Origin of the sequence: Pseudomonas sp. R19M (assembly GCF_050312585.1) — a bacterium.
GTDB classification, from domain to species: domain Bacteria; phylum Pseudomonadota; class Gammaproteobacteria; order Pseudomonadales; family Pseudomonadaceae; genus Aquipseudomonas; species Aquipseudomonas palleroniana.
Genome location: NZ_JBNPJV010000029.1, coordinates 71528 through 95243 on the forward strand (window position 1 = coordinate 71528; position 23716 = coordinate 95243).

The 23716-nt window shown below is 61.4% G+C and carries 19 protein-coding genes; 12 read left to right on the top strand and 7 right to left on the bottom strand.

What is annotated here, in order from left to right; all coding sequences use genetic code 11:
• Positions 1–38: 38 nt before the first annotated feature.
• The 5 genes from ACQRBT_RS05030 (at position 39) to ACQRBT_RS05050 (ending at position 5595) form a co-directional block, all read left to right on the top strand.
• On the top strand, positions 39–1637 hold the full coding sequence (locus ACQRBT_RS05030; protein WP_412047007.1) for an ABC transporter substrate-binding protein: 1599 nt from the start codon (positions 39–41) through the stop codon (positions 1635–1637).
• Positions 1638–1712: 75 nt separating this feature from the next.
• A complete protein-coding gene (locus ACQRBT_RS05035; RefSeq protein ID WP_060754897.1) occupies positions 1713–2723 on the top strand; it encodes an ABC transporter permease subunit in 1011 nt (336 codons plus the stop codon).
• A gap of 10 nt (positions 2724–2733) precedes the next feature.
• Positions 2734–3645, top strand: a complete 912-nt coding sequence (locus ACQRBT_RS05040) for an ABC transporter permease subunit (protein ID WP_060754896.1) — start codon at positions 2734–2736, stop codon at positions 3643–3645.
• A 10-nt stretch (positions 3646–3655) separates the two neighbouring features.
• On the top strand, positions 3656–4624 hold the full coding sequence (locus ACQRBT_RS05045) for an ABC transporter ATP-binding protein (RefSeq protein WP_412047006.1): 969 nt from the start codon (positions 3656–3658) through the stop codon (positions 4622–4624).
• Positions 4624–5595, top strand: a complete 972-nt coding sequence (locus ACQRBT_RS05050; protein WP_090366801.1) for a peptide ABC transporter ATP-binding protein — start codon at positions 4624–4626, stop codon at positions 5593–5595. The genes ACQRBT_RS05045 and ACQRBT_RS05050 overlap by 1 nt, the downstream gene beginning before the upstream one ends.
• 113 nt (positions 5596–5708) lie before the next feature.
• Here ACQRBT_RS05050 and ACQRBT_RS05055 read toward each other — a convergent pair whose 3' ends face one another.
• The 3 genes from ACQRBT_RS05055 to ACQRBT_RS05065 all read right to left on the bottom strand — a co-directional run bounded on the left by ACQRBT_RS05055 (position 5709) and on the right by ACQRBT_RS05065 (position 8077).
• Positions 5709–5972, bottom strand: a complete 264-nt coding sequence (locus ACQRBT_RS05055; RefSeq protein ID WP_060754893.1) for a hypothetical protein — start codon at positions 5970–5972, stop codon at positions 5709–5711.
• Positions 5973–6069: 97 nt separating this feature from the next.
• Complete coding sequence (locus ACQRBT_RS05060) at positions 6070–6315, bottom strand: hypothetical protein (RefSeq protein ID WP_060754892.1); 246 nt, start codon at positions 6313–6315, stop codon at positions 6070–6072.
• A gap of 178 nt (positions 6316–6493) precedes the next feature.
• Positions 6494–8077, bottom strand: a complete 1584-nt coding sequence (locus tag ACQRBT_RS05065) for a peptide chain release factor 3 (RefSeq protein WP_060754891.1) — start codon at positions 8075–8077, stop codon at positions 6494–6496.
• A gap of 332 nt (positions 8078–8409) precedes the next feature.
• Between ACQRBT_RS05065 and ACQRBT_RS05070 the strand changes: the two genes are divergently transcribed.
• The 5 genes from ACQRBT_RS05070 to ACQRBT_RS05090 all read left to right on the top strand — a co-directional run bounded on the left by ACQRBT_RS05070 (position 8410) and on the right by ACQRBT_RS05090 (position 13570).
• Positions 8410–9126 (top strand): ABC transporter permease, encoded by a 717-nt coding sequence (locus ACQRBT_RS05070; protein WP_198761568.1) that lies wholly within the window; start codon positions 8410–8412, stop codon positions 9124–9126.
• A gap of 9 nt (positions 9127–9135) precedes the next feature.
• Positions 9136–10029, top strand: coding sequence for a glycine betaine ABC transporter substrate-binding protein (locus ACQRBT_RS05075; RefSeq protein ID WP_412047005.1), 894 nt, complete (start codon positions 9136–9138; stop codon positions 10027–10029).
• Positions 10030–10041: 12 nt separating this feature from the next.
• Positions 10042–10695, top strand: a complete 654-nt coding sequence (locus tag ACQRBT_RS05080; protein WP_060754889.1) for an ABC transporter permease — start codon at positions 10042–10044, stop codon at positions 10693–10695.
• Positions 10692–11849, top strand: coding sequence for a betaine/proline/choline family ABC transporter ATP-binding protein (locus ACQRBT_RS05085; RefSeq protein ID WP_104995501.1), 1158 nt, complete (start codon positions 10692–10694; stop codon positions 11847–11849). The genes ACQRBT_RS05080 and ACQRBT_RS05085 overlap by 4 nt, the downstream gene beginning before the upstream one ends.
• 557 nt (positions 11850–12406) lie before the next feature.
• Positions 12407–13570, top strand: coding sequence for a type III PLP-dependent enzyme (locus ACQRBT_RS05090; protein ID WP_060754887.1), 1164 nt, complete (start codon positions 12407–12409; stop codon positions 13568–13570).
• 49 nt (positions 13571–13619) lie between these two features.
• Here ACQRBT_RS05090 and ACQRBT_RS05095 read toward each other — a convergent pair whose 3' ends face one another.
• Entirely contained in the window at positions 13620–14369 is a 750-nt protein-coding gene (locus tag ACQRBT_RS05095; RefSeq protein ID WP_412047004.1) for a tetratricopeptide repeat protein, read from the bottom strand.
• A 1-nt stretch (position 14370) separates the two neighbouring features.
• Positions 14371–15051 (bottom strand): Fe2+-dependent dioxygenase, encoded by a 681-nt coding sequence (locus ACQRBT_RS05100; RefSeq protein WP_025856255.1) that lies wholly within the window; start codon positions 15049–15051, stop codon positions 14371–14373.
• A gap of 204 nt (positions 15052–15255) precedes the next feature.
• Here ACQRBT_RS05100 and ACQRBT_RS05105 point away from each other — a divergent pair, with 204 nt between their 5' ends.
• Complete coding sequence (locus ACQRBT_RS05105; protein WP_244697498.1) at positions 15256–17550, top strand: TonB-dependent receptor; 2295 nt, start codon at positions 15256–15258, stop codon at positions 17548–17550.
• A 136-nt stretch (positions 17551–17686) separates the two neighbouring features.
• Positions 17687–20212: a PepSY domain-containing protein gene (locus tag ACQRBT_RS05110; RefSeq protein WP_412047003.1), complete on the top strand. Its 2526-nt coding sequence runs from the start codon at positions 17687–17689 to the stop codon at positions 20210–20212.
• A 198-nt stretch (positions 20213–20410) separates the two neighbouring features.
• Here the strand turns inward: ACQRBT_RS05110 and ACQRBT_RS05115 are convergent, their stop codons facing one another.
• Positions 20411–21952, bottom strand: a complete 1542-nt coding sequence (locus ACQRBT_RS05115; RefSeq protein WP_060754883.1) for an alkaline phosphatase D family protein — start codon at positions 21950–21952, stop codon at positions 20411–20413.
• A 44-nt stretch (positions 21953–21996) separates the two neighbouring features.
• Positions 21997–23706 carry a PTS fructose-like transporter subunit IIB gene (locus ACQRBT_RS05120; protein ID WP_104995496.1) on the bottom strand — a complete coding sequence of 570 codons (1710 nt, stop codon included), beginning with the start codon at positions 23704–23706 and terminating at the stop codon, positions 21997–21999.
• Positions 23707–23716 lie beyond the last annotated feature (10 nt).

The following is a 23716-nucleotide window of genomic DNA, read 5'->3' on the forward strand; positions in this document are numbered from 1 at the left end:
TACGCTTGTCTGGCTCCATCGATTGCAGAGGGTTCTGAATGAAAATGCTCCCGTTACAAGCCGCCATGGCCGCCGCGCTGCTGAGCGTGGCGATCGGCGTTTCGGCCAAACCGCTGGTGGTCTGCACCGAAGCCAGCCCGGAAGGTTTTGACCCGGTGTTGTACACCACCGCCGTAACCCTCGACGCCGCTGCGGAAACCATGTTCAATCGCCTGGTGGACTTCAAGCCCGGCACCACCGAAGTGGTTCCTGCACTGGCCAAGGCCCTGCCGGAAATCAGTGCCGATGGCCTGACCTACACCTTTCACCTGCGTGACGACGTCAAGTTCCACACCACCGACTATTTCAAACCCACGCGCAACCTGAACGCCGACGACGTACTTTGGAGCTTCCAGCGCCAGCTGGACCCGAATCATCCTTGGCACAACAAGTCCGCTGTGGGCTACCCATACTTCGAAAGCATGGGTTTCAAGGAACTGCTCAAGAGCGTAGAGAAGACCGACGACCACACCGTCGTCTTTACCCTGACCCGCCCTGAGGCACCGTTCCTGGCCGACCTGGCTATGGGGTTTTCATCGATTCACTCCGCCGAATATGCCGACCAGTTGCTCAAGTCCGGCAAGACCGATGACCTGAACGCCAAGCCGATCGGCACCGGGCCGTTCATCTTCACGCGCTATGCCAAAGACGCCCAGGTGCGCTTCAAGGCCAACCCGGAGTACTTCCGTGGCAAGCCGCCGGCTGATCCGCTGATTCTGGCAATTACCACCGATAACAACGTGCGCCTGCAGAAACTCAAGGCCAACGAATGCCAGGTCGCGCTGTATCCCAAGCCCGACGATATCCCGAGCATCAAGAAAGACCCGAACCTGAAAGTCGATGAACTGGCGGCGATGACCACCGCGTACACCGCCATGAACACCACGCACAAGTACATGAGCGATGCGCGGGTACGCCACGCGATCAACATCGCGTTCGACAAGAAAGGCTACAACGAATCGCTGTACGGCAAAGGCAATGCCGTCGACGCCACCGGCCCGTATCCGCCGACCTTGCTGGGTTTCAACGACAAGTTGAAGAACCCGCCACGCGACCTCGACAAAGCCCGCGCCCTGCTCAAGGAAGCCGGCGTGCCGGAAGGTACCGAGTTCACCCTGTTCACCCGTAACGGCGGCGGCCCGACCAACCCTAACCCGCTGCTCGGCGCCCAGCGCATGCAAGCGGATCTGGCCCAGATCGGCCTGAAGGTCAATATCAAGGTCATGGAATGGGGCGAAATGCTCAAGCGCGCCAAAGCCGGCGAGCACGACATGGTGTCGGCCGGCTGGGCGGGGGATAACGGGGACCCGGATAACTTCCTCACCCCGAACCTGAGTTGCGACGCGGCAAAAAACGGCGAAAACTACGCGCGTTGGTGCAACAAAGAGTTCCAGGACTTGATCGACAAGGCCCGTGCCAATGCTGAACCGACCCAGCGCGCGGCACTCTATGAACAAGCAATGGATGTTTTCGAGAAAGACCAACCGTGGATCCCCATGGCCTATCCGAAAATGTTCACCGCCATGCGCAAGAACGTCGAGGGTTATACCCAAAGCCCTCTGACGACCAATAACTTCGCCACTACCCAGGTGAAGTAATAAGAAAAACGCTCGGTGCCGTCGACATCGACGGCGCCGGACCTGCCTAACCGGCTGATTGAGGTACACACCAAGATGTTTAGTTTTATTGCCCGCCGACTGGGGTTATTGATCCCCACGTTTTTCGGCATCACGTTGCTGACATTTGCGTTGATTCGCATGATCCCTGGCGACCCCGTCGAAGTGATGATGGGCGAGCGGCGCGTCGACCCGGAGATGCATGCACAGGCAATGGAACGCCTCGGTCTTAACAAACCGTTGTATGCGCAATATTTTGACTATGTGGGCAAGCTTGCCCAGGGCGACCTCGGCGAATCGTTGCGCACCCGCACCAGCGTGTGGACCGAGTTCACCTCCCTTTTCCCGGCGACCCTGGAACTGTCCATGGCCGCCCTACTGTTCGCCGGTGTCCTGGGCCTGTTGGCCGGGGTGATCGCGGCCTTGAAGCGAGGATCCCTGTTCGACCATGGGGTGATGGGCATCTCCCTAGCGGGATATTCGATGCCGATCTTCTGGTGGGGCCTGATCCTGATCATGTTTTTCTCGGTCAGCCTGGGCTGGACCCCGGTTTCCGGGCGTATCGACCTGCTCTACGACATCGAGCCGCGCACCGGCTTCATGCTGATCGACACCCTGCTGGCTGACGAGCCGGACGCCTTCTTCGACGCGCTGCACCACCTGATCCTGCCGGCCATCGTGCTCGGCACCATCCCGCTGGCGGTCATCGCGCGGATGACCCGCTCCTCCATGCTCGAAGTCTTGCGCGAGGACTATATCCGCACCGCCAAGGCCAAGGGCCTGTCGCCAACGCGCGTGGTCTTCGTGCACGGCCTGCGCAACGCGCTGATCCCGGTATTGACCGTGGTCGGCCTGCAAGTGGGCACGCTGCTGGCCGGTGCGGTATTGACCGAAACCATCTTCTCGTGGCCCGGCATCGGCAAATGGCTGATCGAAGCCATTGGCGCACGGGACTACCCGGTGGTGCAAAACGGCATCCTGTTGATCGCCTGTCTGGTGATCCTGGTGAACTTCGTGGTGGATATCCTCTACGGCTTCGCCAACCCACGCATCCGTCACCAGCGCTGAGATCATGACCATGACCACACCTACTCAAGTGTCAGCAGTCGATCAAAGCCTGCTGTACCCATCGCCGTACAAAGAATTCTGGCAAGCCTTCTCCAAGAACAAAGGCGCGGTTGCCGGCCTGCTGTTCATGTTGCTGATCGTGTTCTGCGCGATCTTCGCGCCGTGGGTGGCGCCGCATAACCCGAGCGAGCAATACCGCGACTTCCTGCTGACCCCGCCGGCCTGGCTGGAAGGCGGCCAGATGCAGTTCCTGCTCGGCACCGACGAACTGGGCCGTGACTTGCTCTCGCGCCTGATCCAGGGCTCACGCCTGTCGCTGCTGATCGGCTTGTCGTCGGTGGTGATGTCGCTGATCCCGGGCATCCTGCTGGGTCTGTTCGCCGGGTTCTTCCCGCGCGTGCTCGGCCCGACCATCATGCGTCTGATGGACATCATGCTGGCCCTGCCATCGCTGCTGCTGGCCGTTGCCATTGTCGCGATCCTCGGCCCTGGCCTGATCAACACCGTGATCGCTATCGCCATCGTGTCGCTGCCGTCCTACGTGCGCCTGACCCGCGCAGCGGTGATGGGCGAACTGAACCGCGACTACGTGACCGCTGCCCGCCTCGCCGGTGCCGGCCTGCCACGCCTGATGTTCATCACGGTGCTGCCTAACTGCATGGCGCCGCTGATCGTACAGGCCACGCTGAGTTTCTCCTCCGCGATCCTCGACGCCGCAGCCCTGGGCTTCCTCGGCCTTGGCGTACAACCGCCAACTCCGGAGTGGGGCACCATGCTGGCCTCGGCGCGCGACTACATCGAACGTGCCTGGTGGGTCGTGAGCCTGCCGGGGTTGACCATTTTGCTCAGCGTGCTGGCAATCAACTTGATGGGCGACGGCCTGCGCGATGCGCTGGACCCGAAACTCAAGAACGCCGCCTGAGGAGATTCCCATGTCACTGTTAGAAATCAAGAATCTCAACGTCCGCTTCGGCGACAAGACCGCCGTACCGGTGGTCGATGGCCTCGACCTCAAGGTCGACAAAGGCGAAGTACTGGCGATCGTTGGCGAGTCAGGCTCGGGTAAATCCGTGACCATGATGGCGCTGATGGGGCTGATCGAGCACCCGGGCATCGTGACCGCCGACGCGCTGACCTTTGACGGCAAGGACATGCTCAAGCTGAGCAACCGTCAGCGTCGCCAGATCGTCGGCAAGGACCTGGCCATGGTCTTCCAGGACCCGATGACCGCGCTGAACCCCAGCTACACCGTGGGTTTCCAGATTGAAGAAGTGTTGCGCCTGCACCTGAAGATGTCCGGCAAGCAAGCGCGCAAACGGGCTATCGAGTTGCTGCAAAAAGTGGAAATTCCAGGCGCCGCCAGCCGCATGGATGCCTACCCGCACCAACTGTCCGGCGGTATGAGCCAGCGTGTGGCAATCGCCATGGCGATCGCCGGCGAACCCAAGCTGCTGATCGCCGACGAACCGACCACCGCACTGGACGTGACTATCCAGGCGCAGATCATGGACCTGCTGCTGGCCCTGCAAAAAGAGCAGAACATGGGCCTGGTGCTGATCACCCACGACTTGGCGGTGGTGGCTGAAACCGCCCAGCGCGTGTGCGTGATGTACGCCGGCCAAGCGGTTGAAGTCGGCCAGGTGCCGCAGTTGTTCGATATTCCGGCGCATCCCTACAGCGAAGCGCTGCTCAAGGCGATTCCCGAGCACAGCCTCGGCGCCACGCGCCTGGCCACGCTGCCGGGTATCGTGCCCGGCCGCTATGACCGCCCGCAGGGTTGCCTGCTGTCGCCGCGCTGCCCGTACGTGCAGGACTCCTGCCGTACCCAGCGCCCAGGCCTTGACCCGAAAAGCCACAGCCTCGCCCGCTGCTTCTACCCGCTGAACCAGGAGGTGGCGTAATGGCCGTCGTTCTTACTGCCCGCGACCTGACCCGTCACTACGAAGTGTCCCGCGGCCTGTTCAAGGGCCACGCTACAGTGCGCGCCCTCAATGGCGTGTCCTTCGAGCTGGAAGCCGGCAAGACCCTCGCCGTGGTAGGCGAGTCGGGTTGCGGCAAATCCACCCTGGCGCGTGCGCTGACACTGATTGAAGAGCCGTCTTCAGGCTCGCTGAAAATCGCCGGCCAGGAAGTGGCGGGCGCCGACAAGGCCCAGCGCAAGCAACTGCGCAAAGACGTGCAGATGGTCTTCCAGAGCCCGTACGCCTCGTTGAACCCACGCCAGAAAGTCGGCGATCAACTGGCCGAGCCGTTGCTGATCAACACCAACCTGTCGGCCGCCGAGCGCCGTGAGAAAGTGCAGGCGATGATGAAGCAAGTGGGCCTGCGCCCTGAGCATTATCAACGCTACCCGCACATGTTCTCCGGTGGCCAGCGCCAGCGTATCGCCCTGGCCCGGGCAATGATGCTGCAACCCAAAGTGCTGGTGGCGGATGAACCGACTTCCGCACTGGACGTGTCGATCCAGGCGCAGGTGCTCAACCTGTTCATGGACCTGCAGCAGGAGTTCAACACCGCGTACGTGTTCATCTCCCACAACCTGGCGGTGGTGCAGCACGTCGCCGACGACGTGATGGTGATGTACCTCGGCCGCCCGGTGGAAGTGGGCCCCAAGGCCGACATCTACGCGCGCCCACTGCACCCCTACACCCAGGCGCTGCTGTCGGCCACCCCGACCATCCACCCGGACCCGAACAAGCCGAAGATCAAGATCGTCGGCGAGCTGCCCAACCCGCTGAACCCGCCGCCTGGCTGCGCCTTCCACAAGCGCTGCCCGTATGCGACCGCACGTTGCAGCAGCGAGGAACCGCAGTTGCGCGCCCTGGATAACCGCCAGGTGGCGTGCCACTACGCGGAGCAGTTCGTCGCCTGACCACGTAATAAAAATGCCCTGGGCGGTTTGGCCCAGGGCATTGCAGGCGTTCTACCGCCCCGCCCGTCAGATTGCGCATCAGTCTGGCAGGTGGGGCTTTTTTTCAGGTCGACTCAGGTATCGCTGTCACCGTCGCTGTCGTCGCTGTCATCGGGCGGGGCTTGCTGGTCGTCGTCATCCTTGGAGCCGCCCTGGTCTTCATCACCGGGTTCCGATTCACTCTTGGCCAGCTGCAAACCGCCGGTTTGCACCGTATTGGCCGCCACAAACCCCGGGACCTGGCTCTGCACAGCCGTATTGGCCCATGCAGACGAAATGCCCAGGGACAACATCACCAGCACTTTTAGCATCAGCACTAAACGTTGAAAGATAGTCATGGTCGATTTCCGTCCAGTCAGTGAATCATGTGCGCCAGCGTTCGGCCGGCGCTGTGGATCAAGCTAGTTGCGCTACAGGGTTTAAGCCACTTGTGCCTCAGGTATCGCCGTCATCGTAGGTTCCACTGTCCTCGCCTTCGTTGTAAGGGTTTTCCGCATCTTCCTTAGGCGCGGGTTGGGCCTGGGGCTGCCAACCACCGGAGTTGACCTCCTTCTGCTTTTTCTTGCTCACCGCCCCGGTGTCCTTCCACTGGGGGGTGCCTGCATCCGCCAGGGCCCAGGTGGCGCACAGCCCCAAGGCGCCCAGCAGCACCAGTTGAATGGCACGTTGAGTTATACGCACGGGCGTCTCCTGATCCGTCGGTGAGAGAATGAAATAGTTGAAACGCTAGACCGGATGTGGGCTTCTCGCCAATTCGACCGCCGAGTGGAGATCAAGCCGCCATCCACATCGGCTTTTGCAGCGGCCATGAAAAAGGGCGAAGCCATCACAGCTTCGCCCTTTCTCTACCGCTCAGACCTTAATGGTGTTCGCGGGTCGCACGGAATTTCACGTCCGGCCAGCGCTCTTCCATCAGCGCCAGGTTGACCCGGGTCGGGGCCAGGTAGGTCAGGTGACCGCCGCCGTCCATCGCCAGGTTTTCCACGGCCTTGTTGGAGAACTCTTCCAACTTCTTCTTATCGCTGCAATCGATCCAGCGCGCGGAGTACACGGTGATCGGCTCGTAGGAGCATTCGACCTTGTATTCCTCTTTCAAGCGGCTGGCCACCACATCGAACTGCAGCACACCGACGGCGCCGAGAATGATGTCGTTGCTGCGCTCGGGGAAGAACACCTGGGTCGCGCCTTCTTCCGCCAATTGCTGCAAACCTTGGCGCAACTGCTTGGATTTCAGCGGATCGCGCAGGCGTACGCGGCGGAACAGCTCCGGGGCGAAGTGCGGGATACCGGTGAAGCCCAGCGCTTCGCCTTCGGTGAAGGTGTCGCCGATCTGGATGGTGCCGTGGTTGTGCAGGCCAATGATATCGCCGGCGTAGGCTTCTTCGAGTTGTTCACGCTCGGAGGAGAAGAACGTCAGGGCGTCGCCGATGCGTACGTCCTTGCCGGTGCGCACATGGCGCATCTTCATGCCTTTTTCGTATTTGCCGGAGCAGATACGCATGAAGGCGATACGGTCACGGTGCTTGGGGTCCATGTTCGCCTGGATCTTGAACACGAAGCCCGAGAACTTCTCTTCAACCGGCTCCACGGTGCGCTCGTTGGCCACACGCGGCAGCGGGCGCGGGGCCCAGTCCACCACGGCGTCGAGCACGTGGTCGACGCCGAAGTTGCCCAGGGCGGTGCCGAAGAATACAGGCGTCAGCTGGCCGTCGAGGAATTCCTGCTGGTTGAATTCGTGGCAGGCGCCCTGCACCAGTTCCAGCTGGTCGACGAAACGGTCGTACTCGTCGCCCAGATGAGCGCGGGCTTCGTCCGAATCCAGCTTCTCGATGATCTTGGTTTCGGTACGTTCGTGACCGTGGCCGGCGGTGTAGACAATGATGTAGTCGTCGGCCAGGTGGTACACGCCCTTGAAGTCGCGGTAGCAACCGATCGGCCAGGTGATCGGCGCGGCCTTGATCTTCAGGACAGCTTCGATTTCATCGAGCAGTTCGATGGGGTCGCGGATATCACGGTCGAGCTTGTTGATGAAGCTGACGATGGGCGTGTCACGCAGCCGGCAGACGTCCATCAGGGCGATGGTCCGTGGCTCGACACCTTTACCGCCGTCGAGGACCATCAGCGCCGAGTCCACCGCCGTCAGGGTGCGGTAGGTATCTTCGGAGAAGTCTTCGTGGCCGGGGGTATCGAGCAGGTTGACCATGTGGTCGCGATACGGGAACTGCATGACCGACGTGGTAATGGAAATACCCCGTTGTTTTTCCATTTCCATCCAGTCGGAGGTGGCATGGCGGTCGGATTTGCGAGATTTCACCGTGCCGGCCACCGCGATTGCCTTGCCCATCAGCAGGAGCTTCTCGGTGATGGTGGTTTTACCGGCATCGGGGTGGGAAATAATGGCGAAAGTGCGGCGTTTCGCGACTTCGGCGGCCTGGTGGGTCATGGGAAATCGCCTGGCAGGTGAGTCAAAAAAGGGCGGCGAGTATAGCGCAAACCCCGTGGCCCGGACCACCGTTCACCCGATGAGGGGTGGCTAAATACTGCCAAGTATGGAACCTTTAAAAAGGTAGAGACGTCCATTCCCCTGTTATCGCGCTCGTACCAGGGGCTGAAAAATCAGCAAGTTAGCCTGACGAGGCTGCGCTCATGGCTCGATCGCATACCGCGTTGACGGTATCGGCGAGCTGCTTTTCGCCAACGCATTCGAAGACAGCCAGCAATGGCATTGCCGCCACGGAATGTGTTCGCCGACAGAAGAAAAAAAGGAGTCCGCCTGTGGCTATTCGCTATGGCAAAGGGCTGATAGGAGGCGTGGTTGTCGTCGCGCTCCTGGCCCTGCTGGTCCACTGGATCGGCATCAACACGATCGAACTGTACCGCGACGATTTGTTGTTTTACCTGCAAGCTCACCTGATCCTCGTTCTTGTCTCCATGCTGGCCGCCCTCGTTGTGGGCATCCCCGCCGGTATCCTGCTCAGTCGACCGAACATGGTCGGGCGCGCAGAACGCTTCATGCAGATATTCAACATCGGCAATACCGTCCCTCCCCTGGCCGTACTGGCCATCGCCCTCGGCGTCCTCGGCATTGGCAGCGGCCCGGCCATCTTCGCGTTGTTCCTGGCCTCCCTCCTGCCCATCGTGCGCAACACCTACGAAGGCCTCAAAAACGTCCAGGGATCCCTGAAAGAAGCCGCCACCGGCATCGGCATGACGCCGCGCCAGGTGTTGTTTCGTGTGGAATTGCCCAATGCCGTGCCGATCATCATCGGTGGCGTGCGCGTGGCCCTGGCGATCAACGTCGGCACCGCACCGCTGGCGTTCCTGATCGGCGCCAACAGCCTGGGCAGCCTGATCTTCCCCGGCATCGCCCTGAACAATCAGCCGCAACTGCTGCTCGGCGCCGCATGCACCGCGCTGCTGGCGTTGCTGCTTGACGGCCTGGTGACCCTGACCAGCCGCCTCTGGCTGGAACGCGGGCTGCGCGCGTCTTAAGGAACCGACATGAAAACACTGACCTTGATACTGAGTTGCGTCCTGCTGTGTGCAGGTTTCGCACAGGCGGCGGAAAAGCCCGTCATTCGCATCGGCGCCCGGGTGTTCACCGAACAGACCCTGCTTGCCGAAATCACCTCCCAATACCTGCGCACCAAAGGCTATGACACCCGCGTCACCGGCGGCCTGGGCAGCAACCTGGCACGCAGCGCCCAGGAAAGCGGGCAACTGGACCTGATCTGGGAATACACCGGCGTGTCGCTGGTGGCCTACAACCACATCGACGAGAAACTCGACAGCGAACAATCCTACGCACGGGTTAAAGAACTCGACGCGAAAAAAGGCCTGGCCTGGCTGGCACCGTCGCGTTTCAGCAATACCTACGCCCTGGCGCTGCCGGAGAAGGTTGCCGAGGAACACCCTCAAATCAACAGCATCAGCGACCTGACCCAAGCCTTGGCACAAGACGCCAAGGAAAACCGCCTGGTGGCCCTGGACACCGAGTTCGCCAACCGCTCCGACGGCCTGGCCGGCATGGTCAAGCTGTATGACATGAACCTGACGCGCAAAAACACTCGGCAGATGGACGCGGGCCTGGTCTACACCGCGCTGCGCAATGGCCAGGTGTTCGCCGGGTTGGTCTACACCACCGACGGGCGCCTGAACGCCTTCAAATTGAAGCTGCTGGAAGACGACAAGCACTACTTCCCGGACTACACCGCAGCCCCGGTGGTTCGTCAGGTTTATCTCGACGCCCATCCGCAATTGGCGGCGGAACTCAAGCCGCTGGCCGCCCTGTTCGACGATGAAACCATGCGCCAACTGAATGCGCGAGTCGACGTCGACCATGAGAGCCCATCCGCCGTGGCCGCCGATTTCCTGCGCCAACATCCAATCAACTAAATAGGAGAAGACATGGAATTCCTGAACGCCTTTTCCCATCTTGATTGGGCCCAAGTCCTGCACCTGACCTGGCAGCACATCACCCTTGTCGGCATTGCCGTGATCCTCGCGATCCTCATTGGCGTGCCGTTGGGCATCCTGATGACGCGCTTCCCGTCCCTCGCCGGCCCGTTGCAGGCCAGCGCCACGGTCTTACTGACCGTGCCGTCCATCGCCCTGTTCGGCCTACTGCTGCCGTTCTACTCCAAGTTCGGCCAGGGCCTGGGGCCGATGCCGGCAATCACGGCGGTGTTCCTCTACTCCCTGCTGCCGATCATGCGTAACACCTACCTGGCCCTCACCGGCGTCGAGCCGGGCATTCGTGAGGCCGCACGCGGCATCGGCATGACCTTCGGCCAGCGCCTGCGTATGGTCGAATTGCCCATCGCCGTACCGGTGATCCTCGCCGGTGTACGCACCGCCGTGGTGATGAACATCGGTGTGATGACCATCGCCGCCACCATCGGCGCCGGCGGCCTGGGTGTACTGATTCTGGCTTCCATCAGCCGCAGCGATATGTCGATGCTGATTGTCGGCGCCGTACTGGTCAGCCTCCTGGCCATTTTCGCCGACCTGCTTCTGCAATGGCTGCAACGCTCGCTGACTCCAAAAGGATTGCTCAAATGATCGAACTCCAAAACCTGTCCAAGTCCTTCCAAAGCAACGGCAAGACCATCACTGCCGTCAACGATGTCAGCCTGACCGTCAATGAAGGCGAAATCTGCGTATTCCTCGGCCCGTCGGGTTGCGGCAAGAGCACCACGCTGAAGATGATCAACCGCCTGATCAAACCGACTTCGGGCAGGATTCTGATCAACGGCGAAGACACCACCGACCTCGACGAAGTGACCCTGCGTCGCAACATCGGCTATGTGATCCAGCAGATCGGTTTGTTCCCCAACATGACCATCGAGGAAAACATCGTGGTGGTGCCCAGGCTGCTCGGCTGGGACAAGCAGAAATGCCACGACCGCGCCCGCGAGCTGATGAGCATGATCAAGCTGGAACCCAAGCAGTACCTGCACCGCTACCCGCGTGAATTGTCCGGCGGCCAGCAACAGCGGATCGGTGTGATCCGCGCCTTGGCGGCCGATGCGCCGTTGCTGCTGATGGATGAGCCGTTCGGCGCGGTCGACCCGATCAACCGCGAGATGATCCAGAACGAGTTCTTCGAGATGCAACGGGCGTTGAACAAGACGGTGATCATGGTCAGTCACGACATCGACGAGGCGATAAAGCTGGGTGACAAGATCGCGATCTTCCGCGCCGGCAAGCTCCTGCAGATCGACCATCCGGACACCCTGCTGGCCCACCCGGCCGACGAGTTCGTCAGCAATTTCGTAGGCCAGGACAGCACCCTCAAGCGCCTGCTGCTGGTGAAGGCCGAGGACGCAGCGGACAACGCTCCATCGGTGAGCCCGGAGACTCCGGTGGCCGATGCGCTGGAACTGATGGATGAGCATGACCGTCGTTACGTGGTGGTCACTTGCGCCGAGAACAAGGCGCTGGGGTATGTACGACGTCGCGACCTGCACCGTCAGACCGGCACCTGCGGCCAATACCTGCGCGAGTTCAACGCCACCGCCGCGTATGACGAGCATTTGCGCATCCTGCTGTCGCGCATGTACGAATTCAACCGCTCATGGTTGCCGGTCATGGATGCAGAGCGGGTGTTCCTCGGTGAAGTGACCCAGGAGTCGATTGCCGAGTACCTGAGTTCCGGTAAGTCGCGCGGCGGCAAAACCAGCATCGTCTCCCCTGCCGAGACCGCACTGGCTTGACCTGACACAACGCGGTTAAAACTGTGGGAGGGGGCTTGCTCCCGATGGCGGTGTGACAGCTACCGATAAGCTGACTGACACACTGCTATCGGGAGCAAGCCCCCTCCCACACTGATCGTTCCCACGCTCTGCGTGGGAATGCCGCCCGTGACGCTCTGCGTCCCGCCGCTCCTGACGCAGAGCGTCATCGGATGCGTTCCCACGCAGAGCGTGGGGACGATCATTCTTGGCCCATCCAGGGAACATCAATCCGTCACACCGGTCGGTTACATAAGTAGCTGCACGGGGTGCCGCGACGAACGCGTGCAAAAACGCGACATTTTTAGTTGATCTATAGCCCCTCACGTCCTAAAGTTCGCGCCGAACGTCCATGCTGGAAACGATCCATCCGGCTCAAGTACTGACGACGAGACAGCAAGGCCAAGGGAAGCGGTTGATCCCATGGCCTTTTTGCTTTCGGCGACATGCCTTGGGAAGTAGGCGAACCAAAGTGGGGATACGGAGGACGTTCATTTGCACCCATTGCTAATTTCAGTTTGCCCTTAGGAGTTCCCAGCATGTCGATCCAGGTCGAAGATTATTTCGCGCGCGCCACTTTTGACAAAATGAAGGCGTTCGCCGACAAGCAAGAAACCCCGTTCGTGGTGATCGACACCGCGATGATCAGCCAGGCCTACGATGACCTGCGCGCCGGTTTCGAATTCGCCAAGGTCTATTACGCGGTCAAGGCCAACCCAGCCGTCGAAATCATCGACCTGTTGAAAGACAAAGGGTCGAGCTTCGACATCGCCTCGATCTACGAGCTGGACAAGGTACTGGGCCGCGGCGTCAGCCCGGACCGTATCAGCTACGGCAACACCATCAAGAAATCCAAGGACATCCGCTACTTCTTTGAAAAGGGTGTGCGCCTGTTCTCCACCGACTCCGAAGCCGACCTGCGCAACATCGCCAAGGCTGCGCCGGGTTCGAAAGTGTATGTTCGTATCCTCACCGAAGGCTCGACCACGGCCGACTGGCCTCTGTCGCGTAAATTCGGCTGCCAGACCGACATGGCCATGGACCTGCTGATCCTCGCCCGCGACCTGGGCCTGGTGCCGTACGGCATCTCGTTCCACGTGGGTTCGCAGCAGCGCGACATCAGCGTCTGGGACGCAGCGATTGCCAAGGTCAAAGTGATCTTCGAGCGTCTGAAAGAAGAAGACGGCATCCACCTCAAGCTGATCAACATGGGCGGCGGCTTCCCGGCCAACTACATCACCCGCACCAACAGCCTGGAAACCTACGCGGAAGAAATCATCCGCTTCCTCAAGGAAGACTTCGGCGACGACCTGCCGGAAATTATCCTGGAGCCAGGGCGCTCGTTGATTGCCAACGCCGGTATCCTGGTCAGCGAAGTGGTGCTGGTGGCGCGTAAATCCCGTACTGCCGTCGAGCGTTGGGTGTACACCGACGTGGGCAAGTTCTCCGGCCTGATCGAAACCATGGACGAAGCCATCAAGTTCCCGATCTGGACCGAGAAGAAAGGCGAGATGGAAGAAGTGGTCATCGCCGGTCCTACCTGCGACAGCGCCGATATCATGTACGAAAACTACAAATATGGCCTGCCGCTGAACCTGGCGATCGGTGATCGCCTGTACTGGCTGTCGACCGGTGCGTACACCACCAGCTACAGCGCGGTTGAATTCAACGGCTTCCCACCGTTGAAGTCTTACTACGTGTAAGCCCGCCGCACACAAAAAACCCATGACAGGTCATGGGTTTTTTTATGCCTCAAGACAAGCTGGCGGCGCGTTGCCGGTAGGCTTGCGCCATTGCGCGGACCTGCGGATCATTGGCCGCCGCCAACGCCTTGTGCGCCGTCAGCAAAAACTTGCGATTGCCGCCCGCCAATGCTTTGCGCAGCCAACCCAACGCTTCATCGATTTGCGCTCTATCAGCCAGCACCGCCGCGTAACTGAATTGCCCGCGAAAATCACCGCCCTCGGCGGAGCGGCGGTACCACTCGACGGCGGCGTCCAGATCCCTTGGGCAACACTGCCCGTCTTCCAGATAACGGCCCACCAGATTCATGGATTTGGCATGGCCCTGCTCTGCCGCCAGGCGATACAGCCTCAACGCTTGCCGTCGGTCTTCAGCAACACCTCGGCCGGTCGCCAGCAGATTGGCATAGTTGTACTGGCCCCAATCCAACCCAGCCTGCGCCGCCAGGCGATATTCCCGCGCAGCCGCCGCCTCGTCGATGGCACAGCCCCAACCATGCTCCAGGCAACGCCCGGCCATGTTGCGCGCCATTAAATGGCCGCGCTTGGCTGCAATCTGAAACCAGCGCAATGCCAGCGCTTCATCCCGCGCAATACCGCGCCCTTCCAGCAGGATCTGCCCCAGCAACGCCTGCGCGTCAGTCACACCTTCCTTCGCCGCCATCAGGATCGCCTGGGCCGCGCGCACCGGGGAGTCGTCGAGCATGCTTTGCAGTTGCTCGACGTTGAGCACCTCCTCGCGGCGCAATAAAAAACTCATGTCAGACCTCGACCCAGCGACGCAACAGGTTGTGGTAGGTGCCGGTCAGTTGGATCAGGGCCGGGTGGTCGGGGACGTCGCGGGTCAGTTGCTGGATGGCACCGTCCATCTCGAACAGCAAGGTGCGCTGACTGTCTTCACGCACCAGGCTCTGGGTCCAGAAGAACGAGGCATAACGCGCACCGCGGGTCACGGCGTTGACTTTATGCAGGCTGGAGCCGGGGTACAGGACCATGTCACCGGCCGGCAACTTGACCCGTTGCAGGCCGAAGGTGTCCTGGATTTCCAATTCGCCGCCGTCGTACTCATCCGGGTCGCTGAAAAACAGGGTAGACGACAGGTCGGTGCGCACCCGCTCGTGACTGCCCCGCGCCTGGCGCACGGCGTTGTCGATATGGAAGTCGAAACTGCCGCCGGCGGTGTAACAGTTAAGCAACGGCGGGAAGACCTTGTGCGGCAACGCGGCGGACATGAACAGCGGGTTTTTCCACAACCGCTCCAGCATTGCGGCGCCAATTTCCTTGGCCAGCGGGTGGCCTTCGGGCAATTGCAGGTTGTGCTTGGCTTTGGCGGACTGGTGCCCGGCAGTGATCTTGCCGTCGGCCCATTCGGTGGTTTCCAGGGCCTGGCGAATGCGCTGCACTTCCTCACGAGAGAACAGGCCGGGTATGTGCAGCAGCATGGGGCAGCCCCTGAATACGGAAAGGCGCTAATGGTATTGATTCTTATCCTCCATGTAAAACACCCAGACGAATGAGTGCGTGGAAACCGTAAAGCAAAAGTGTAAAGAATGTAAATTAAATGCGAATAGCAATGTATCGCAATTGATAGAAAGTCTTGTTGAGCCTATATTCCGCGGCCTCACATCCTTGGGGAAGGACACGTCATGTCGCGCACCACTACAAAAACACCGGCCAGTTCACCACGCATGCTGGCATCGGCCATCGGCGTCGCCCTCACTGCCGGCTCTGTCGCCCACCTGGCGCAAGCGGCTGAAGCCACTGAACCCAAAGGCGAGCGCAACAGCATCTCCCTGGGTGCCACCAGCATCACCGGCCAGGAACAGGACAACACCTCCTACCAGGTGGAAAAGGCCTCCTCGCAGAAGTACACCGCCCCGCTGGTGGACACCCCGCGATCGGTCACTGTAGTGCCGCAACAAGTCCTGAAAGACACCGCCGCCACGTCGCTGCAAGATGCCCTGCGCACCGTACCGGGGATTACCTTCGGTGCCGGTGAAGGCGGCAACCCTCAAGGCGACCGTCCCTTCATCCGTGGTTTTGACGCCCAGGGCGACACCTATCTGGACGGCGTGCGCGACACCGGCGGCCAGAGCCGCGAGATCTTCGACATCGAGTCGATTGAAGTCAGCAAAGGTCCGAACTCGTCCTTCGGCGGTCGCGGCTCGGCCGGCGGCAGCCTCAACCTGGTCAGCAAGACGCCCCAGGCACGGGACTTCACCAACGGTGGCTTCACCTACGGCTCCGACCAGACCCGCCGCTACGTACTCGACGTGAACCGCCAGTTCCTCGACAACGCCGCGTTCCGCCTGAACCTGATGAGCCACGAGCAGAATGTGGCCGGCCGCGATGCGATCAATTACGACCGTTGGGGTGTAGCGCCGTCGCTGACTTTCGGCCTGGGCACACCGACCCGCGTCAACCTCAGCTACTACCACATGGAAAGCGATGATCTGCCGGATTCGGGCATGCCCTATGGCTACAGCAACAGCGGCGCCAAAGCCGTCCATGTACACGACAAACCCACCGACGGCGGCAACAGCAGCAACTTCTACGGCTTGAAAGACCGCGACTTCCGCAAAACCCGCGCCGACATCAGCACGTTCTCCGTCGAGCACGACTTGAACGACAACATGACGCTGAAAAACACCCTGCGCCACGGCAGCACCGGCCAGGATTACATCCTCACCCAGCCCGACGACAGCCAGCACAACGTCAACCAGTTCGGCACCGTGTGGCGTCGCGCGAACACTCGCGTTTCCACCACCGAAACCACCACCAACCAGACCGACCTGTTTGGTAATTTCCAACTGGCGGGCATGAAGCACTCCTACTCCACCGGCCTGGAATTCACCGGGGAAGAAACCCGCGTCAGCGGCTACACCGTGTCACCCAACGCCAACCCGAGCGGCGGCTGCAAACCCGGCCTGGTCGGCAGCAGCGGCGGGAGTTGCACCTCCCTGGGCAACCCCAACCCGGACGACGCCTGGACCGGTAGCGCCACACGCAACTACATGGGCACCAATACCAAAGCCACCAGCCGCGCGGCGTACGTATTCGATACCATCGAACTCGACCCGAAATGGTTGCTGAACATGGGCCTGCGTTACGATACCTTCGACACCGTGGCCAATAGCAATGCCACCAACGGCCGCAGCAAAATCAAGAACGACAGCCAGTTCTTCAACTGGCAGGCGGGCCTGGTCTGGAAGCCGATGGAGAACGGCAGCATTTACACCTCTTACGCCACCTCGGCATCGCCAGCCGGCGGCCTGGTGGGTGAAGGTGCCGATGGCAACCCACTGTCGGCCGGTGCAGCCACCAGCGACCTGAAGCCAGAAGAAACCGTCAACTACGAGCTGGGTACCAAGTGGGACCTGTTCCACAACCGCCTGTCCCTGACCGCGGCGGTATTTCGCACCGAGAAGAAAAACACGCGAATCCTGGTGGATTCGATGACCTACCAGAACGCCGGTGAGTCCCGTGTTGACGGCCTGGAGCTGTCCGCCAGCGGCAAGCTCACCGACCAATGGCAAGTGTTCGCGGGCTACAGCTACCTGAAAAGCGAGCTGGTCGACGCAGGTCTCAACGGCCGCAACGGTGTCGTCAGCACCGGCTCGAACAAAGGCAATGAAATGCCCAACACGCCGAAGAACACCTTCAGCCTGTGGACCACCTACGACATCACCCCAAAACTGACCATCGGCGGCGGTGCGTTCTACGTCGATCAGGTTTACGGCGATGCGGCCAACACCGTGTACGTACCGTCCTACACCCGCTACGACGCCATGGCCAGTTACAAGCTGACCAAGAACATCGACCTGCAATTGAACGTGCAAAACCTGACCGACAAGACCTATTACGACAAAGCCTACGCGGCGCACTTCGCCAACCAGGCGGCCGGTCGTACGGCGCTGTTGACCACCAGCTTCCACTTCTAAAAGCGGTCAACGCCCTGCCAAAAGCCCCACGTATCGGATGCGTGGGGCTTTTGCATGTAAAAAAGAATGTTTCTCGACAACTCACGGCATAATGCGCGCCGTGACGAACAAATCCAGATGAGCGAGGCAGTCAGACGTGTTGAAGAAAACCCTGTTTCAGTTGCACTGGTTCTTCGGCATTACGGCCGGGCTGGTGCTGGCGTTGATGGGGATCACTGGGGCTGCGGTTTCGTTTCAGGATGAAATCCTGCGGGCGCTCAACCCCAGGGTACTGACCGTGGAAAAACGCGAGGCCGGCGTGCTGCCTCCCGCCGAGCTGGTGCGCAAGCTCGAAGCCCGTGAGGGCAAGAGCGTGTCGATGCTGTGGGTGGAAACCGAAAGCGGCAATGCCGCCCGCGTGTACTTCACCGCGCCACCGGGTGAGCGGCGTGGCCAGATGCGCTACTTCGACCCGTACACCGGCGATGACAGGAGCGATGCCGTCGGCCAGGATGTGCTCGGCTTCACTCTGCAACTGCACCGTTTCCTCGCCATGGGCGAAACCGGGCGCAACATCACCGGCGCCTGCACGCTGATCCTGGTGTTCTTTTGCCTCTCCGGCCTGTACCTGCGCTGGCCACGCCAAGTGGCGAACTGGCGTGCCTGGCTGACCTTGGACTGGCGCAAAAAGGGTCGCAGTTTCAACTGGGACCTGCACTCGGTGTTCGGCACCTGGTGCCTGTTGTTCTACCTGTTTTCGGCGCTGACCGGCCTGTATTGGTCCTACGACTGGTACAGGCAGGGCCTCACCAGCCTGCTGTCGGACGCCCCGCATAACGAGCGCGTGCGCAAGCGCGGCCCGGCGCCTCAAGGTCCGGCCCCGGAGGCCAACTACGACGCCATCTGGAGCAGCATCTACGCGAATGCCGGCCCCGACTTGAGCGCCTACAACATTCGTATGCCGGCCGTCGCCGGGCAGCCGGCCACCGTCTACTACCTGCTTAGCTCATCGCCGCATGACCGGGCGTTGAACCAGATCGATCTGGACCCGGTCACCGGCGAGGTCCAATCCCACGACCAGTACGCGGCCCAATCCCTCAAGTCCCAGTGGCTCACCAGCATCTATGCGCTGCACACCGGCAGCTACTTTGGCCTGACCGGCAGGATCATCCTCACCGTCGCTTCGTTGTCGATGCCGCTGTTCTTTATCACGGGCTGGCTGCTGTACCTCGACCGGCGCCGCAAAAAACGCCAGGTGCGCGATGCGCGCAAGGGCCTGGGCGCCAACCCGGGCAACGCCCCAGCCTGGTTGATCGGTTTTGCCAGCCAGAGCGGCTTTGCCGAGCAGCTGGCCTGGCAAACGGCCGGGCAATTGCAGGCCGCCGGGGTGCCAGTGAAGGTGCAACCTTTGGGTAGCGTCAGCCAAAGCGACTTGAGCCAGTCGGAAAATGCACTGTTCGTAGTCAGCACCTTCGGTGATGGTGAAGCGCCAGACAGCGCCCGTGGTTTTGAGCGCAACGTGCTCGGCCAGGACCTGTCCCTCAAAGGCCTGAACTACTCGGTACTGGCCCTGGGCGATCGTCAATATGAACACTTCTGCGGCTTTGCCCGACGCCTGCATTTCTGGCTGACCCATCAGGGCGGCAATGCCTTATTTGCCCCGGTGGAAGTCGACAGCGGCGATACCGCAGCCCTGTCGACCTGGCAACAGCAACTGGGCCAACTCACCGGCCACGCGCCTGCAGCGGCCTGGCAGGCCGCACCGTATGAAAACTGGACCCTCAGCCAACGCACCCTGCTCAATCGCGACAGCGTCGGCGCCAGCATCTACCTGCTGGGCCTGACACCGCCGTCGCCGCAAACCTGGCTGGCGGGCGACCTGGTGGAAGTGCTGCCGCGCAACAGCCTGGGGGCCGTTGAACACTTCCTTGAGGGCATGGGCCTGGCCGGTGACGACAGCGTGGTTATCGATGGCTTGGCGCAACCCCTCGAACAGGCTCTGGCCACCCGCCAATTACCGACCCACCGTGCGCACCTGGTCGGCCTGCACGCCCAGGCGCTGGTGAACGCGCTGGTGCCCCTGGGCATGCGTGAATACTCCATCGCCTCGATTGCCAGCGACGGCGTGCTGGAACTGATCGTGCGCCAGGAACGTCATCCCGACGGCAGCCTGGGGCTCGGCTCGGGCTGGTTGACCGAGCACGCAGCAATCGGCTCGGGCATCAGCCTGCGCTTGCGGCGTAACAGCGGCTTTCACTTGCCACAAACCCCGGTGCCGCTGATTCTGCTGGGCAACGGCACAGGCCTCGCGGGCCTGCGCAGCTTGCTCAAAGCGCGTATTACCGATGGCCAGCAGCGCAACTGGCTGCTGTTCGGCGAACGCAATATCAAGCACGATTTCCTCTGCCGAGACGAGTTGCATGGCTGGCTGGCCAGCGGCGATCTGGCCCTGCTCGACCTGGCGTTTTCCCGAGATCAGGCAGAGAAAATCTATGTACAGGACCGACTGCGTGAGTCGGCAGACGTACTGCGCAAATGGCTGGCCGATGGCGCAGCCATTTATGTGTGCGGCAGTTTGCAGGGGATGGCAGCAGGCGTGGACCAGGTGCTGCACGACGTGCTCGGCCGTGAAGCGGTGGAACGCTTGATTGAGCAAGGCCGCTATCGTCGAGACGTCTACTGACCCTCGAAAGCCGATGGAGATCCAAATGTGGGAGGGGGCTTGCTCCCGATAGGCCGCGCAGCGGCCTCAAAAATGGGCCTGCTACGCAGTCCATCGGGAGCAAGTCGAATCGTCGCACCGCCCCTCCCACAATGACCGAGTTAAGCCTTAACTGACTGGCATTAGGGCTTGCCCGCTCACTACAGACCCACCAACAAGTCAGGCGGGTTGGAGTTTTTGCTGGAATACGGACACGCCATCCAGGTCGCGCAAAGTCACCGTCAGCTCCGCCGTCTGCCCATCAATCTGCACTTCGCCAAAAAACTGGAACCCGGCAAACGGCGAGCTGTTCTGCGCAGCTGGAGCCTTCTGGAAAACCACCTCAGGGCCGAACGTCTTGTCCAGTGGGTTTGGCCCGAAACTGCCCGCGTTCAATGGCCCGGCGACAAACTCCCAGAACGGCTCGAAATCCTGGAACGCCGCGCGATCCGGGTGATAGTGATGCGCCGCGCAGTAATGCACATCAGCCGTCAGCCACACGTGGTTGCGGACCTGCTGTGCCCTTAAAAAGCCCAACAACTCGGCCACTTCCAGCTCGCGGCCTTGCGGTGCGCCCGGGTCATTGTTGGCGATGGCTTCCCAGCGCGGTACGCCTGGGCTGACCTCACCATCCGGCACGCCGAGGCCGATGGGCATGTCGGCGGCGATGACTTTCCATTGCGCCTGGGACGCTTTGAGCTCACGTTTGAGCCAATCCAGTTGTTCACGCCCCATAAAGGGTTTTTCGCCGCCCAGGTTGTCGTCGTTAGGCCCGCGATAACTGCGCATATCCAGCACGAACACATCCAGCAGCGGACCGTAGCTGAGCTTGCGGTAAATGCGCCCGCCGCCGTCGGCGCTTTGTCGGCGCATCGGCGAATATTCCAGCCAGGCCTGACGCGCACGCCCCACCAGCGTGTTGATGTCCTTGACCTGATAACGCTCGTCCAATTGCTTGCTCGGCGACCAGTTGTTGACCACTTCGTGATCGTCCCATTGCCAGATCTGCGGCACCTCGGCATTGAAGCGGCGCACATTTTCGTCCATCAGGTTGTAACGATAATTGCCGCGGTAGTCATCGAGGGTTTCAGCAACCTTGCTCTTGGCCTCGGTGGTGATGTTGCGCCAGATACGCCCGTCCTCGACCGTGAGTTGCGCCGGCACCGGGCCGTCGGCGTAGATGGTGTCGCCGCTGTGGATAAAGAAGTCCGGCAGGCGCAGGCGCATGGCTTCGTAGATACGCATGCCGCCGATGTCCGGATTGATGCCGAAGCCTTGGCCAACGGTATCGCCGCTCCATACAAAGCGAATGTCGCGACGCTGTTGCGGCACACTGCGCAGGTGGCCGAACCAGGGCTCGCTGGCGACACCGGTCTGGGCATCCTCGAAGTGCACGCGGTAGAAAATCGCCTGATCGACCGGCAGCCCGGTCAGCTCGACGCGAGCGGTAAAGTCACTGCGCTGGTCGGCCAGAGGGGAAACAAAACGACGGGGGTTGCTGAACACGCTGCGGGTGTCCCACTCCACCACCATCCTGGCCGGGCGATCACTGCGGCTCCAGATCATGGCGCGGTCGCCGAGCAAGTCACCGGACTGCACCCCATCGGTGAGTTGCGGGCGGTCCTTGACCGAAGCAATCACTGCCGGGGCCAGGCCCGGCAACAGAATGCCGGCGCCGACGGCTTGCATCACACGGCGACGGCCGAGATCGAAGTGGCTCATGCAGGTGCCCTCTTGAGTATCAAAAGGGCCACTAAAGCATGCGCTTATGACACCGTTGCGACAGCCACCGGCGCCGCGTCCGGACGCTTGATCAACGCATAGACCAGACCGGTCATCAGGCTGCCGGCCACAATCGCCAGCAGGTACAGCAATGCATGGTTCATCGCATTCGGAATCACCAGCACAAACAAGCCGCCGTGAGGCGCCGCGAGTTTGCAGCCAAAATACATCGACAGCGCACCGGTCAAGGCACCACCGGCGACGCTCGCCGGGATCACCCGCAGCGGGTCTTTGGCGGCGAACGGGATCGCGCCCTCAGAGATAAAGCACAACCCTAGAATCATCGCGGCCTTGCCGGCTTCGCGTTCGGTCTGGGCGAACTTGCGTCGCGCCAGGAACGTCGCGATGCCCATGCCGATCGGCGGCACCATGCCTGCGGCCATGGTCGCAGCCATAGGCGCCCCGCTCTGCGCCGCCAACAGGCCGACGGAAAACGCATACGCGGCCTTGTTGATCGGCCCGCCCAGGTCGACACACATCATGCCGCCCAACAGAATGCCGAGCAGCACCGCGTTGGTGGTGCCCATGGTGCTGAGAAAATCGGTCAAGCCCGTGAGCATGCGCGCCACCGGCGGGCCGACCAGATAAATCATCACCAGCCCGGTGAACAGACTGGCCAGCAACGGGATGATCAGGATCGGCTTGAGCGCCTCCAGGCTCTGCGGCAACTGCACCGCGCGGGTGATCAACTTGACGCAGTAACCGGCCAGGAAACCGGCAAAAATGCCGCCGATAAACCCGGCCCCCAGCGTGCCCGCGAGCAAGCCGCCGATCATGCCGGGCGCCAGGCCCGGACGGTCGGCAATCGAGTAGGCGATGTAGCCCGCCAGCAACGGCACCATCAGCATGAAGGCTTGGTCGCCGACGATCTTGAGGGCCGAGGCCAAGGTGCCTTTTTCTTCGAAGGCATGGATGCCGAAAACGAACGACAAGGCGATCAGTAACCCGCCCGCCACCACCATCGGCAACATGAACGACACACCCGTGAGCAGGTGTTTGTACACCCCGGTTTTTTCCGGCTTGGCCACCGCGCCACTGGCGGCGTTTTCCACCGCGCCTTCGGCCAGGGCGTTGTTGAGGGTCGCTTCGGATTGCTTGAGGGCGATGCCAGTCCCACAACGGTAGATCTTCTTGCCGGCGAAGCGCTCGGTGGCGACTTCGATGTCCGCCGCGAGCAACACCACATCGGCATTGGCGATAGCTTCCGGGCTCAGGGGGGTGCGGGCACCGACCGAACCTTGAGTCTCGACCTGCAAGTCATAACCCAAGCGCTTGGCGGTTTGCTGCAAGGCTTCGGCGGCCATGAAGGTGTGTGCGACGCCGGTGGGGCATGCGGTAATCGCGACGATACGCGGCGCGTTTTTTACCGCCTGTTGTGTCTCGACGTACACCTGGGCTTCTTCGGCGCCTAGGCGCAACACCGCCTCGACATCGGCCAAGGCTTGAGCAGGCGTACTTTGGAACACGCGTTTGCCGACAAACCGTTGCATGTCGACCGGCGTGCTGCTGACCAGCAGCACCCACTCGGCGGCATCGATCGTCGCCTGGGACAACTGGCGCTCCGGGCGTGCGACGTCCACCACTTCGACGCTGGTGCTCCAACCCTGGCGTTGCGCGGCGGCGTCCAACAAGCGAGCACACAGCACACTGGTGACCATGCCGTTCGGGCAGGCGGTAACAATGGCTAACTTCATCACAAACCCT

Bases quoted from the DNA above. Each gene is read 5' to 3' on its own strand.
- ACQRBT_RS05030 (WP_412047007.1), top strand. From the start codon at position 39: ATGAAAATGCTCCCGTTACAAGCCGCCATGGCCGCCGCGCTGCTGAGC.
- ACQRBT_RS05035 (WP_060754897.1), top strand. From the start codon at position 1,713: ATGTTTAGTTTTATTGCCCGCCGACTGGGGTTATTGATCCCCACGTTT.
- ACQRBT_RS05040 (WP_060754896.1), top strand. From the start codon at position 2,734: ATGACCACACCTACTCAAGTGTCAGCAGTCGATCAAAGCCTGCTGTAC.
- ACQRBT_RS05045 (WP_412047006.1), top strand. From the start codon at position 3,656: ATGTCACTGTTAGAAATCAAGAATCTCAACGTCCGCTTCGGCGACAAG.
- ACQRBT_RS05050 (WP_090366801.1), top strand. From the start codon at position 4,624: ATGGCCGTCGTTCTTACTGCCCGCGACCTGACCCGTCACTACGAAGTG.
- ACQRBT_RS05055 (WP_060754893.1), bottom strand. From the start codon at position 5,972: ATGACTATCTTTCAACGTTTAGTGCTGATGCTAAAAGTGCTGGTGATG.
- ACQRBT_RS05065 (WP_060754891.1), bottom strand. From the start codon at position 8,077: ATGACCCACCAGGCCGCCGAAGTCGCGAAACGCCGCACTTTCGCCATT.
- ACQRBT_RS05075 (WP_412047005.1), top strand. From the start codon at position 9,136: ATGAAAACACTGACCTTGATACTGAGTTGCGTCCTGCTGTGTGCAGGT.
- ACQRBT_RS05080 (WP_060754889.1), top strand. From the start codon at position 10,042: ATGGAATTCCTGAACGCCTTTTCCCATCTTGATTGGGCCCAAGTCCTG.
- ACQRBT_RS05085 (WP_104995501.1), top strand. From the start codon at position 10,692: ATGATCGAACTCCAAAACCTGTCCAAGTCCTTCCAAAGCAACGGCAAG.
- ACQRBT_RS05090 (WP_060754887.1), top strand. From the start codon at position 12,407: ATGTCGATCCAGGTCGAAGATTATTTCGCGCGCGCCACTTTTGACAAA.
- ACQRBT_RS05095 (WP_412047004.1), bottom strand. From the start codon at position 14,369: ATGAGTTTTTTATTGCGCCGCGAGGAGGTGCTCAACGTCGAGCAACTG.
- ACQRBT_RS05100 (WP_025856255.1), bottom strand. From the start codon at position 15,051: ATGCTGCTGCACATACCCGGCCTGTTCTCTCGTGAGGAAGTGCAGCGC.
- ACQRBT_RS05105 (WP_244697498.1), top strand. From the start codon at position 15,256: ATGTCGCGCACCACTACAAAAACACCGGCCAGTTCACCACGCATGCTG.
- ACQRBT_RS05115 (WP_060754883.1), bottom strand. From the start codon at position 21,952: ATGAGCCACTTCGATCTCGGCCGTCGCCGTGTGATGCAAGCCGTCGGC.
- ACQRBT_RS05120 (WP_104995496.1), bottom strand. From the start codon at position 23,706: ATGAAGTTAGCCATTGTTACCGCCTGCCCGAACGGCATGGTCACCAGT.